General features: G+C 30.7%; 8 protein-coding genes. All 8 read right to left on the bottom strand.

All coding sequences use genetic code 11. The features are described from left to right. Window positions 1-25: 25 nt before the first annotated feature. Window positions 26-2,203 (bottom strand): ATP-binding cassette domain-containing protein, encoded by a 2,178-nt coding sequence (locus tag EO125_RS04225; RefSeq protein WP_127147807.1) that lies wholly within the window; start codon window positions 2,201-2,203, stop codon window positions 26-28. A gap of 3 nt (window positions 2,204-2,206) precedes the next feature. Next, window positions 2,207-3,511, bottom strand: a complete 1,305-nt coding sequence (locus EO125_RS04220; RefSeq protein ID WP_127147806.1) for a radical SAM/SPASM domain-containing protein — start codon at window positions 3,509-3,511, stop codon at window positions 2,207-2,209. A 460-nt stretch (window positions 3,512-3,971) separates the two neighbouring features. Continuing rightward, window positions 3,972-4,625: a hypothetical protein gene (locus tag EO125_RS04215; RefSeq protein ID WP_127147805.1), complete on the bottom strand. Its 654-nt coding sequence runs from the start codon at window positions 4,623-4,625 to the stop codon at window positions 3,972-3,974. A gap of 345 nt (window positions 4,626-4,970) precedes the next feature. Further along, window positions 4,971-5,630, bottom strand: a complete 660-nt coding sequence (locus EO125_RS04210; protein WP_127147804.1) for a hypothetical protein — start codon at window positions 5,628-5,630, stop codon at window positions 4,971-4,973. A 127-nt stretch (window positions 5,631-5,757) separates the two neighbouring features. Continuing rightward, on the bottom strand, window positions 5,758-8,274 hold the full coding sequence (locus tag EO125_RS04205) for a hypothetical protein (protein ID WP_127147803.1): 2,517 nt from the start codon (window positions 8,272-8,274) through the stop codon (window positions 5,758-5,760). Window positions 8,275-8,276: 2 nt separating this feature from the next. Then, the gene (locus EO125_RS04200) at window positions 8,277-9,560 is read right to left on the bottom strand and encodes a dynamin family protein (RefSeq protein WP_127147802.1); all 1,284 of its coding nucleotides are present in this window, start codon (window positions 9,558-9,560) and stop codon (window positions 8,277-8,279) included. Window position 9,561: 1 nt separating this feature from the next. Beyond that, window positions 9,562-11,754: a dynamin family protein gene (locus EO125_RS04195; protein ID WP_127147801.1), complete on the bottom strand. Its 2,193-nt coding sequence runs from the start codon at window positions 11,752-11,754 to the stop codon at window positions 9,562-9,564. 2 nt (window positions 11,755-11,756) lie between these two features. After that, window positions 11,757-13,451, bottom strand: coding sequence for a dynamin family protein (locus EO125_RS04190; protein WP_164726434.1), 1,695 nt, complete (start codon window positions 13,449-13,451; stop codon window positions 11,757-11,759). Window positions 13,452-13,952 lie beyond the last annotated feature (501 nt).

Raw genomic sequence — 13,952 nt, 5'->3', positions numbered from 1 at the left:
AGCTATCTGTAAACACTTAAATTTTCTATAGCCACTTTGCAATAGCACTAACATTACATTCTTTGATTTTATCCGTGTGCCCATTATAAACTATCTCTGTAGAATCACTATTTCTTACTAATTCGATTAAATACGATGAATATTTCAGAAATATTATATTATGCTCTGCAACTATGTATGTTCTTCCATTCATCAAAATGTCGTTATATATAAACTCTAAAAACTTTTTGATTAATTTTTCATCCAACCCTTGACAAGGTTCATCTAATCCAATAAAACCGGTCTTTTTCCAAAGAGCTTTTATTAATTTTATTCTTTGATTTTCACCGCCAGATAATGTACTAACCCTTCTATTTAACGTCAGATATCCTAATCCTATATTAGATAACTCCTGTAGCTTATCTTTCAACTTTCCTGACAAACATTCTTCTAACCTTAAAATTTCATCTATCGGTTTCAATAACATATCTTCATAAGAAAATCCACCTATTTCACATTTGGAAAATAAATTATTACATCCACTACCTTCACAACTATCACAGACTGTATAATATGGCGTATCATAATAAGTATTTATACTAACAATCCCTAGCCCTTTACATTTATTACACTTATTTTTTTGAAAATCTTCTTGTTTTATTTTAGTATTTTTAATAAACATTTTCTTTATCTCACTTATAAGTCCTAGATAAGTTCCAACAGAAGATGTTATATTCCCTTTAATCGGTTTTTGAGATACGTATATATAATCATCTAAAGAAAAGGGAAGCAATTCTTTTAAAATAATTGATTTCCCTGACCCCGATTGACCACAAATAGACACTAAAGATTTTTTAGGAATGTGTATGGATCCTTTAAATTTTACAAACTCATTTTTCAATTCTATACATCTTGGTTCATAGCCTAAGAAGAATTTTGGGGCAAGTTTATATATTTGGGATTTTTTTAAAATTTCTTTTTTTACAAGTTCACTCTTCCCTGAAACTTCACTTCGTTTCAAATAGTAAAAAACATCGGCAATTTCTTCCATTTCAAAATTATGATCAACAATTATAACTGTATTTTTCTCTCTTAATTCTTTTATCAATTCTGCAACAATTTTTATTTCATCTGGATATAGCGAACTTGATGGTTCATCTAATACTACGGTAATTCCACAAATACTACCATCAAAGATTTTTGCTAAACGTAGTCGTTGAAATTCCCCACCTGACAATGTAGTAATCCCTCTTGATAAATTCAAATAACTCAATCCTAACTTACAACATATTTTCAAATATCGTTGCAAGAGTTCAACATTTCTATTAATATGTGTTTCCTTAAACTCATCTAAAGAAATATATTGCAGCAAATCTTCAAACGGCATTAGCAAAAAATCTTGAACTGTAGTCCCTCTTGTCAAGTGCGTATCTAAGATTTTTTTATTAAACCTTGCTCCATTGCATAATTCACATAAAGAAGGTTTTGTATATTGTTCATAATTGAGATTAAATGTATTACGATAAAACTCATCAATTATTCCATTAAACTTTATTGTTTTACTTCTATTCTTTCCCAAATATTTATATATTATTTTATATCTATTCTCTTTTTTTCCATATAAAATGGCACTCTTTTCTCTCGCATTTAACTCATTAAATGTTTTACATTCATCAATATTTAATTCGCACAATTCAAATGCAAGTAATTGTCTGTAAAAATCACAATAACTATTTTGCCAATGCCTAAACGGCAAATCTATTAACCTTTTATTACTCTCAATTATAGCACTTAAATCAATTACTTTTTTGATTCCTTTCCCTTCACATTCTAAACAATAGTTATAAAGACTAAGATTAACCGCTGGCTGATCGTTTTTCAGTAAGATATAATTAATTAACCTATTAATTATTTTTTTTAGCCCAAAATATGTCATAATGCTCGACTTAACATTTACGTTAAAATTTAATTGTTCTAGAGAGATGACCATCTGAATATTATTATAGCTTTCTAGTTCAAATGAATATTCTTTATCCATTCTTCCCTCTAGCATCGAAAATTCATAATCGCTTATATCTGCAATAGTTTGAAATGCTAAACTTGACTTTCCAGATCCACTTTGTCCCCCAATAAATGTAATTTGATTAGAAGGTATTTGCACATCAATATTATTGAGCACATTCGTCTTAACACCTACATACTGTGCATTATTATTTTTCTTCATAAGTTAATTTTCTCTCAAATAATCCTTTATAAGTTTTTTATACTGGTCTAATTTAAATTCTTGAGTACATCCGGTTTTGATCATAGAACCTGTATTGATATAATTATCTATCCTACAGCCACCAGCGCAAATATACTTCAACTCGCATGATTGACACCCCTGAATATTGCGACACGAAGAGTTATTATTTAAATCATCAAAATATTTAATCACATCAATAATATCATCTGAAATATCCCTATGATAATCACTTAATTTATTACAAGGATAAATTTTTCCCTTAGCATCAAAAACAATTGACGCCCCAATTCCACAATTATTAAACCGTATATTTCTTTCAGACTTTGAATTATATATGACTCCTATTTCTTTTAGTTCTTGTAATAGATCCACTACAATGTTTTCAACATTTACTATATGTTTTTCTTCAGCAAAGTTTTTCAATGCATTTCCAGTCATTTCTAATTCATAATTTAGTCTAACCTCAATATTTTTATACGATAACCCTTCAAGAAATGAAATTAGATTACTTTTTATATCCTCTATTGTATTAGGTAGCATAGTAATTGCTAATATAATTCTAATGTTATTTTCCTTTAAATACACAATTGCATCCATGAATTTATCATACGTATTTTTTCCCCTTATCTTTTCAAATACGTGTTTAGAAATTCCTTCCATACTTATTTGGACTGCGTCACAAGTCTCTGAAATAACATTAATATTACTAGAGTTTATCAACATACCATTAGTAAATAATGTTACCTGATTCTCTTTAATTTCTTTTAAAAAAGAAAGAATCTCAGGGTGTAAGAGTGGTTCACCACCAGAAACTACAATATCTAGTTTGCTGTTATAATACTGTTGAATCCGCTTAATTTTTTCGCTCACCAAAGTAAGATTTAAATATTTTTTAGATACAATTCCTGCTGACATATAGCAATGTAAACAGCGCAAATTACAATCATCTGTTACCGTAATATGAATAGTTTTTATAATATCCTTAATATCATCTTCTTCACAACCTTCAATCTCTTCATAAAATGAGATAGCGTCAATTTTAGATAAAACTGACTTCAAAATATTTATACAATTTTCTTCTGTAAGGAAAGTTTCCGACTGAAATAACACCAAAGCATTTAAAATAGTATTAATTCTAAGCAAATCAAATAATTTATACTCCAAGTCATCAAAAACAACCCAGTTAGGCTTATTAGGGCTTATTACTATTGTATATTTCTCTATCTTTTTTAAATATACTTCTTTAGGTAAATTTAGCTTAGTCTGTACATCAAATTCTTTTTCCATAATACACCAAAAAAAGGCCCTCAAAGGGCCTTTAATTTTTAACTAACAATCTTTTCTCTTATGTGTTGTTCTGCATTGAGAGCGCTGACAAACAACAGTTGCTTCTTTAACAACCTTTTTCTCTATTTTAATTGTTTTTAGGTTTTTAAACATAAATATCTCCCCTTAATACTCACACCCAAAATGTTTCATATATCTTACATTTCATACCTTATTTTGAAAAATTAAAACGATAGTAAATTTTTGTTCTTGAATAAAATTATTCTCATCACTTTTTCTAGTTATAAAGCTTTAATGTATGAATACAATCAACAAAGCATATTAAATATATTTTATATTATACACCATGTCCCCCCCGTCAACATTTTTAGAAAAACATTCTCCTACAAAAGACATTTTTTCTACACAATAGAAAACGACTACCCCTCACATTCACTGTGAGAAGTAATCGTTTTTAATCTTATATAAACTGACGTAAGCAATCTCTATCCTCTTGTACGGTACTAACCACATAATTGATATCTTCTAATATATATGTATACTCAGTTCCTTTAGTAGCATTCCACTTACCTGACAGGTTAAAATCTATATGTTTTTCCATATAAACAGAAAGTATATCCTTTGGCGCCAACTTTTCTTGCACTAATCCTTCATCACTAGCTACGTCAGCATTACCAATATTTATATGCCCTCGTTCCAGATACATATCAACTGCATCCAGCCGGCGACCACACCTATCAATACAAATGTAGCACTTTTGATACTCATTTCTCCAAGTATATCCTACAAGACCACTACAATTATTAACACATTCGAGAATAGCTAATTTTTCCTCTAAAGTATTAGGTTCTCTAATATCTACATTAATACATACATAGTACCACCATTTGTATATCATTAACTCAATCTTATCATTTTCAGTTCCAACCAAAAATGGAATTTTAATATCTACATAAGTTTCACCACTTTCTTTTATAATTTCAGCTTCATAACCACTGTTTTCTACAGATAACTTAATCGCTTCTACGAGGCTAATATTATAATCAACATCAATAGTTTCAAAATGAATCGGCTTCATGCTATCGTTATTTTCTCCATCATCCATACAGTTCATAATTTTCTCCTATCTACACATTTACAAAATTTTATAACGCTTAAAATTATAAATTTTATCTATTTTTTACAAAGTTCAGCAAGTTTTCTCTTTCTTTCTGTACACGTCTAATCAATGTATTTAAGGAATCCAACATATACGCTATCTCCGATTCTTTAGATGTACTCCCCCCTCCTGATAAATTAAAATCTATATTCTGTGGCTTTCTATATCACCTGAAATATAATACTTCCATTTATAGATTGCTACCCTTATACTACCATCTACGTTATTAAGTAAATGTTAAGCTATTTATAGCAAAGTATTCAATTCCTGCTTATAATTTAAGGCCAATTAGTTTTTATCTTATGTAAACCTAAGTATATTTTCTCTTTCCGCTTGTACTACTCTAATTAAATTATTTATATCATCTAATATATATCCATACTCATAGCCATGAGTAGCATTCCACTTACCCGACATATTAAACTCTAAATTTTCATCCATATAAACAGAAAGTCTTTCTCTTAATGCCGACGTTTCTTCAACTAACTCTTCATTATCATGTATTTGGGCATTACCAAAATCAATGTTTATCCATCCCCACTCTAGACTCCTATCGACCACATCCATCCGCCAGCACCGTCTATCAATAGAAATAAAACACAGTTTATCTGTATTCACCCAATAAAATGATACAAAATCATTATTATCATTTACATACTCGAGAAGCTCTAACTTCTCCTCTAACGTATTAGGCCTTCTAATACCTATATTCATATATACAGAGTAGATATTACTACCTATATATACATTAACTCCATCCTCTTCATTTCCAACCAAAAATGGGATTTTAATATTCAGCTGAGTTGCATTGTTATTTTTTATAATTTCAGCTTCATAACCGCTTTTTTCTGCAGATAGCTTAATAGCATCTGCTAAACTTATATTATAATCAACATCAATAGGTTTAAAATTAATGGGGTTCGTGTTATTCCTATTTTCTCCATCATTCATCCAGTTCATATCCATACTCCTTTTATCCAACAAAATATTTTAGAAAAGAGCCTAACTCGTACAATATACACACATATATATGAATTGTCAATTAAGGCTCTCTTGCTTTCCAAATTTTCGTTTTTAATTCAACATCTTAATCTTGAGGTTTTTTATATTTTCCTGCTTCGTATTTTTTCAAAATGTGATCTTCCACTGGAATATCATATTTTTCACAAAGCATTTTACACATATTAACATAGATACGTTTTACATCGTCTAATTTTCCTTCAAAGAAGCTAGTAAGACTTGGCTCAATATATGTATTCCAAAGATTTTGATATATTTCTTTCGGTTCTTCTTCTGAATTAATACTATCCACAATCATTGGACCTAAACGATAATATTCAGCCACCGATTCTGCGCCTTCCATCCGAACAAAGGCATTTCTGAACTTAATTAATTTGCTCAAATCAGTCCAGCTTCTATCCTTCTCTAGAGCTGCACAAGTTGCTGTAATAACGAAGCAACCACTACTGCTACCCGAGCTCGAGCTACTATAACTACGTTCATACGATCTAGATTCACTGTAGGTTGTTCTACTAGCTTGCTTTCTTTCAATATCTTCTATTTTATCTATACGACTACTAGAATCCTTATATCCAAATATCTCATAATACAAATCTTTTGCCGCAGATAAGTTTTTAGATACGCCATTACCATACTCTAGCATTCTAGCACATGTATATATAGCTTCTTCATGGGATAGCTCTGACAATAACTCATATGCTCTACCATAATCTTGCACTTTATTATACAGCAATCCGATTCGCAACTGATATTCTTCGTTTCTATCCTTCTTCATTAAATATAAATATAAATTAATTACATTATAAATTGAGTCTTGTACCTCAGAATCCTGACATTCTTGATATGGTAGTCTAATATATTCCCAATATAATTCATCTGCTAAATGTTCTATAGCGTCCTGATGTTGTCTCGAAGCTGCAATTTTATAATATACATCAGCTTTTCTTGCCTTAGTATCCTCAACTTCTCTTGCTAATAAATAGCTAGCTTCTGGAATTAAATACATTGCCAATGTTTCTAAATCTATCAGATTTGAATCCATATGATATAGATCCATTAGCCGTTTTCCTGCCCAGTTATAGTCCAATTCCATCGCTTCTAATAACTTATTAGCCCCTGCTTTATATTTATTTTGATTTATCAAATACAAACCCAAGTAATAATTCTCTTTTCCTGTTTCTATTGGGTCTAGATAAGGAACTAGTTGCTCAATTTGTTTTTGAGTGAAATTCACCCTACTTGACAACATCAATTGCATTTTAGCAATTTGATAGCTATCGCTAGGTAAGGACTTAATATATTCCATTTCATCAACAGTTAAGGCGTGTCCTTCTTTATATTTTACTACTATCTCGCAAGCCTTAAGATATGCATATCCTACTTTTCGAAGTTTCTGAATATCATTATGTGCTTCTACTAAAAAATTACCTACTATATGCTTAAAAAACACTCGCAAAAGTACTTCTGTATAATTGGAGGTATTAAAGTTTGCTCCACCTTCAGAGTAGTCAAATATATTGAATAAGCTTTTTTCAAAACTATCTACATTTTTAATAATCGCATTGTAAGCCTTATCAAAGTCATTAGATTTTCCTTGCAGATTAGCTACATAGTCTCGTAATTTATTACGATATCCTTGAATCTCCTCTTTAAGCTCTTCATCAGAAACACTGACAATATCTTTATTAAAACGTTCTAATTTCTTCTGCAATTCTCCCAACCGATGTGCATAAAATAAGCGAACATCCAATAAAATTCTTTCTACCTCTACGCTTAATATAGTATTTAGAGTGAACTGATTCCAACCTTCTAACAAACTATATAACGCATCTTCTGTATCCAAAAAAATCACTTCAGAAACCTTAGTATTACCTTTTATTTCTCTAAAAGTTTCTTCACTTCCTAAGAAGTACATATCTTTTTGATTTTGAAATTTCTTTATTTGATATAAATTAAGTTCTTTATATGGAATAATGATATGTTCATCAATTTTATCTTGTAAAAGTTCATAAAATGCATTAGATTCTTCAACATATGTAGGCATCAAAACATAGGCTTCATGTTCATATTTCATTGTATAATAAGAAATGAATGCCTTTATCAAAGACCTAGCTTCCACACCCACTTTATGAAATTGTGTATTAATTAGTCGAAACTCATCACGGCTTATTTCAACTAGCTTGTCACAATATGTTAATGCATATAGCTTATGTGACTCACAATTAAGAGCTGGTAGTACAAGATGAGGAAGATTATTATTAACCTCTAACAGATCTGTATCTTCTGCAACTGTTGACAATGCTTTTTTTAATTTAGAGCCTTTACTATATATCGCAATTAAATGCTTACCAATTAAGCTAGGAATTTTCACCAATACTTCATTCATTTCTAACGTATTAGACATTCTTCTAATCACTGTTGCATTGTCAATATACGCACCTTCATCAAGAGTCTTTGGTAACTCTTTCAAAATTTCATTTACTAACGTTTGATAGCTTGACTCCAACTCTGAAACTTCATCTACATTTTCATCCATCAATTTTGTAATGATGGGAAATATTGATTTTTTATTATCATCTACCATTATCAACCCTCATAATACTCTTCTAATTTTTCTTCTAATTTCTTCATATAGCCATTAAACTGGTATAAACTCCGTTTCACTAAACGTACCCCTTCTAAGGCATCACCATATAAATCAACTAATGTTCTAATATCTAAAATAGACTCTGAATCAGCAATGGTATTGCTCAAATGATTTCGACTTCGAATCCAACTAGCTTCGCCTGCTTTGAGTTCTTCTAGGATTTTAGTTTTAATGCCATGCACTTCTCCCATAACATCGCCACTTTTTACTTTGGTTTTAGATGCTAACTCTAAAAAGCGATTAATTATATCAGAGTTGCCCCACTCTTTATTTTCTCTAGATGAATATGCCGCTACACCAAATACATTAATACCTGCATCCTCAGCTGTTTTAGTAACTAAGCTTACTATTTTTTCAATATCACTATCAATTTTTTTATCTGCTTTATTAACAACGATTAGAATAGGATTTCTCAAATTCAAACTTTCAATAAATTCTATATCATTTTGCTGAATCACACCATTTTCAATATCCATCAACCAAATTAAGTAATCTACTTTTCGTAACTGTTCATACGCTTTATTTTGGTCACTATCACTTTTTTGTAATTGTACCTCATCTACAGCATCTGGCTTGTTATACCCTGGTGTATCTAAAAATGCCATCCCTGAATAGGGCATATCATCTTCAGAAATCACTAAACTATGAATAAAACTAGAAAATCCAATGCCAAACTTTCGATAAAATTTATGAGTCAATGCCTGTAATGCCTCAAAGTCTAATGTGACTTTATCACCACTGTTAGTGTACGCATTAATTTCATCTATTTTCCCCTGTACAATATAGGTAGGAATAGATGTGGTGGGATTTTGATCTTCCGGCAAAAGCTCTTCTCCCGCTTTCAACAGAGAGTTGATAAACTTAGATTTACCTGCACTAAACTTACCACCTAAGCCAATCACAACCTTATCTTTTAACATATTGTATTTTTTCTGTTCTAATAATTTATCGCTTAACATTTCCAATTGTTGCTGCAACTGCGCTTTATTAGATAGTTCAATTTTTTGAAACATATTTAAAAATTGTAATTCTAGCATCTTTTTAAGTTGTTTCTCTTGGTAATAGCTATTGCTTTTCTTATCCTTCAAGGGAATAAATTGTGCAATAAATTGCAATGCATCGTTTTCGCTCGATAAATACTTATTTTCAGGATCTGGTACGTAGTCACTATTTAAAAAACTTTCCTGACTCTCTATACCCTCAAATTCATCAAATAATTCCATCTTACATCTCCATTTCCTTAACTTGCAATTTGTACTCCCCTAACTGAGTAAGTAGTGTCTCATACCGCAATAAGGACTCTTCTTTATTTTGAATTTGATGTTTAATATTTTCAATATTTTGCATCATTTTTTCATGTAAGGTATCTACGAAAGTATCTGCTTGATATGCTAGTTCTACTTTAATTTTTCTTAAACTTTCGTCAATTTCTGATTGTAGTTGATTACAAACGTTTCCAAGTATTTTAGTTTGTGCAATTTTTAGTCGATGAATTTCACTATTTTTTGCACCATACGGAAATTGACCTGCTACTTCTTCGACATAACTATCCGTATCAATATTAATATTGGATACCTTAATTTTTTTCACTAATAAGCTTAAAGGCACTAGTATTTCCTTCTCATCAAAAGAAGTATCACTCATATCAAAACCAGCAAGAATAATTGATTTTAATTTTTGCTCTATTACATGACTATCCACAGATTTATCTAAACACAAATTCGCAATTCTTTTGGATTCAACAATATACTGTCTAATATTATCAACAACATCACTAACATCGGCCTCATGATTAGTAATCGTTTCTGTATAATACTTAGTTGTTTTAAAAATCCACCAACCTTCTTTGCGTTTTGTAAGATTTGTTTCTGTAGATGAAGATACAGAAATATCAGTATGATTAGAAACTTCCGCTTCCATTTCATTCTTCAATCGTAACAACTCTTTTTCTATATCGATGGCAATACCTTCAATAACACCTTTTACGTCCCGTCTTACTGAATTTAATCCCTTTTGAACTACTTCTAATTTCTTTTCCAATTGTTGTTTGTCGGAATGTTCCAAACTTTCTTTATTGGATCTAGCTTGTTCTGTAATATCCCCTAATAAAGATATCAACTTAAGCTTATTATCGTTTAATAAGTTTTCATTTTTTTCATCAATAATACGCTTCTTTTCTTCTTTTAATGGCAAAAGATTTTTCTTGTGAATGTCAGAAATACCAGATAAGCCTGCTAAGAATCCTGCATCATCCACAAAATCTGGAAATTGCGCTTTAAATCTTTTTATCATATGTTCTTGTTCTAATGAATATGGTTTTCCAGATTTTTTAGCTAAAGCTGCTCCATATAAATACGAGGATACATATTTAGGTGGTAAAGACCCTTGAATTTTATATAATCGTTCTTTATTAGGGCTCACAGCAATCATACGCTTAATATTTTCTCTGGCTTGCTCATCATATCGATATTTACTAGCTGCTAAAGCTGTTCGTAAGTCTTTAGATTTATTATCATCTAAAAGCCCAGAGTCAAATTTACTACCAACAATAATAATTTCTTTAACACCCTCACCAGGAAGTGTTTTACACATAAATCCAATATCTTCCTGTGTTAAAAATTGTCCTGTATAGCTAAGTAGGAATACTACATCACACTCACTTAAGAACTTTTTAGTTACCATACAACGACTAACAATTGGGTCATTAAGACCTGGCGTATCTACGATCTCAAAGTCTTGTAAAATCTCTTCATTAATTTTCAACTCCACATGTTTCACAATAGGAGTGAAGCTACCATTAGCACCAATATAATTATCTAATCCTGTCTTCACGTCATCAATAGATACTTCTTTTTTTGTGCCTAAATAATTGTATAAATTTTCCTTAGATGTATGAAACATCGTTACCAGTTCTTTACAGCCTTTTAAATTATCTGGTATTTGAAACGTTGGTAATAATTCTTCTTTAGTTTTTATAACTGGCGGTTTCAAGGAGTTACGAAGTTTTTCTTGTTTTTGTAAATACTCATTATATTTTTTATCTACTTCTTTATCATATTCTCCTGCTAATGCTTCTATATTTTCCCAATCTTTTTCATTGTAAAACTCAATTTTTGCACTAGGAGTTTCACCATATGAAATTTTTGTCAATGCCGCTGTCATTGGTGTACTTGCTTGTGGCAATACATTATTCCCTCTAAATAATAAGGCATTTAAGAAAGAAGATTTCCCTGCCTTTACTTCGCCCACGATACCAATTTTTAAAGCTCGGCCTTCTTGTAACGATTGCTCTACTTTCTCTTTAAGTCCTTCTAAACGCTCTTTAAATTCTAAATATAAATCGGTAGAATAGCAGTCTTGAAATTGACCTAATCCTTCTACGATATTTACAGAAATATTCTCATATTTTGTAGCCATTGTTATATCCCTTTCACAAAATCAATATCTTCTTGAATGCCTTTTAAGAAATGACTATGTTTTTCTAGTTCATTATTTAATTGCGCTTTTGCCACTTCTAATGCTTTATTTTCAGTATCTATCAATTCTTGGATTGTAGCTACTACACCATCAATCATTTGTGCTTCTACCTCTTGTAGCGGTGCATCTAACTCAGTATTTAGCTTAGAAACCACTTGTGGTATTACATCTTTACGAATTGCATTAGCTGCTTTGTCTTCTTTTGATTCAGAGAATAAACCTCTAACAAGATTAATGATATCTGGCAAAAATACAATCAACAACTCAAATATTGGCGCTATTGCACTAGTAGTAATGGCTAATGCTGATGTAACGCTACGATATAATGTGCTTCCTAGACCTGTCTTACTTCCTACATCAGCTAAATTCCCCACTTTTCCTAGGTTAGGCAGCTTAATCATCTTACGATCTACCATATCTTTTATTTTTTCATAAATATTTGTAAGCGTTTCTCCTAAATTAATATCTTCTCCTAGGTTCTCCAAAGAAGATACATTTAAACCTTTTACAAATGATGCGGTAGATATTTCAGTATATTCTTCAATATGTCGTATTAAGATAGGTCTTACAATTTCTACAAGCCGTTGTTGTAACATATCTGGACTTGTCATGGCTACTCTTGCCAATGCATCAGCTTGACTTTCCAAAGTAGTTGCTACATCAGCAATGATTGTACTTTTCATTGTATTTCTAACATCTGAACGAATTTTTCTTCGTTTTGTTTCAATATTTTTTAATAATACTTCCTTAGCTTCTTCTCTTCTTGCAATTTCTTCTTCTATTGTTTTCGTATCACAGGATGCACTAGATTGAATGACTGTAAGAGATTTTATTAGTAATTCTTTTATATAATCTACTTGGGAAGTAATATTTTTATCATATAAATACTGAGCATCAAATCCTACTACCAATTTATTTAATTTTTCCACTACTTCTTCATCAAAAATTGATGTTGTGATCACCGGTAATTCCATACCTGTATTCGCTAACAGCAAGTTAGAAATATAGTCTCGGATTTTCTCAACTTCACTTGGTATTTTTTTATCACACTTAGTAATAACAACAGCAATGTCTGTGCTATAGTTAATGATTTCATTTAAAAAATTTAAAGCACTTTCAGAAACCGTTCCTTTTTCACAATCGACTACTAAAATATAGGCAGTTCCCTTGCCAATATATTGCATTAACGCTTGGTTATGACGTTCTAACCCAGAGTCAAAGCCCGGTGTATCTACCATTGTATAGTCTGCATGCAGTTTAATATTTTCACTATCTACGTAATACACCAGGTTAGAAATGTTTTCAGATTCACTAGATAGACTATTAACATCTGTAACTTCTTCTATATTTCCATCATTTAAAACTTCTAATATGCGTTCATTTTCAGAGAACTTTAACTCTGATGCAAATGCTGTCTCTGGTGATTGACTTTCATTCAGAATAGACTTTCCAATATATTTGTTTAATAATGCAGACTTACCTGCACTAAATCCCCCAACCATTAAAATGTGAGCGTGATACTCTGCATTAGTTTTCTTAAAATCATCCACATTGGTTCCAATATCTGATAATTGATACTTATCTCCAATCTTCCTGAGAAGTTCAACACGTTCATCATTTTTTTGCTTGTTAATCATCTTTCTCTCCTTATGCGTAATACATGATTTCACCATGATAAAATCGTTATCTTTATTGTATACTTTGCCTTGTACCTTGACAAGGTAGCATGAGAAATATTTCTATTTAAAATTACGAAAAGTGCATCATTTAACAATCACCTCTTATTCCTATTTAACGTTGTCATAACTACTATATATATCATTAATTATATATTTTAATAATGACATATTTTGTCATTGGCAATAAAATTTTACTCACCACAATACAAAAACGACCACCCCTCACACCCTCTGTGAGAAGTAGTCGCTTTTGAAAATATATATTTCTACATGTAATACTAACTTTTACCCAGATAATTAACAATTAAACTGTCAAGCACAAATTAATTTGTCATAAAAAATAACTAAACATAGGCGTAATTGGAAATCAAGATAGTATTAAGTCATAAATTTATCCTGTGTATAACAAGCTTCATCAAAAGAGTACTCGTAACGTAACCTATGTACTTCATAATCAAT

Origin of the sequence: Veillonella sp. VA139 (genome assembly GCF_003992005.1) — a bacterium.
Classification (GTDB): Bacteria; Bacillota; Negativicutes; order Veillonellales; family Veillonellaceae; genus F0422.
The sequence above is the reverse complement of the archived record's forward strand: the minus strand, read 5'-3'. Positions and strand labels throughout refer to the sequence as shown.

Coding starts and splice junctions, on each gene's coding strand:
- EO125_RS04220 (WP_127147806.1), bottom strand. CDS start 3,511: ATGGAAAAAGAATTTGATGTACAGACTAAGCTAAATTTACCTAAAGAA.
- EO125_RS04195 (WP_127147801.1), bottom strand. CDS start 11,754: ATGGCTACAAAATATGAGAATATTTCTGTAAATATCGTAGAAGGATTA.
- EO125_RS04210 (WP_127147804.1), bottom strand. CDS start 5,630: ATGAACTGGATGAATGATGGAGAAAATAGGAATAACACGAACCCCATT.
- EO125_RS04200 (WP_127147802.1), bottom strand. CDS start 9,560: ATGGAATTATTTGATGAATTTGAGGGTATAGAGAGTCAGGAAAGTTTT.
- EO125_RS04225 (WP_127147807.1), bottom strand. CDS start 2,203: ATGAAGAAAAATAATAATGCACAGTATGTAGGTGTTAAGACGAATGTG.
- EO125_RS04205 (WP_127147803.1), bottom strand. CDS start 8,274: ATGGTAGATGATAATAAAAAATCAATATTTCCCATCATTACAAAATTG.
- EO125_RS04215 (WP_127147805.1), bottom strand. CDS start 4,625: ATGAACTGTATGGATGATGGAGAAAATAACGATAGCATGAAGCCGATT.
- EO125_RS04190 (WP_164726434.1), bottom strand. CDS start 13,451: ATGATTAACAAGCAAAAAAATGATGAACGTGTTGAACTTCTCAGGAAG.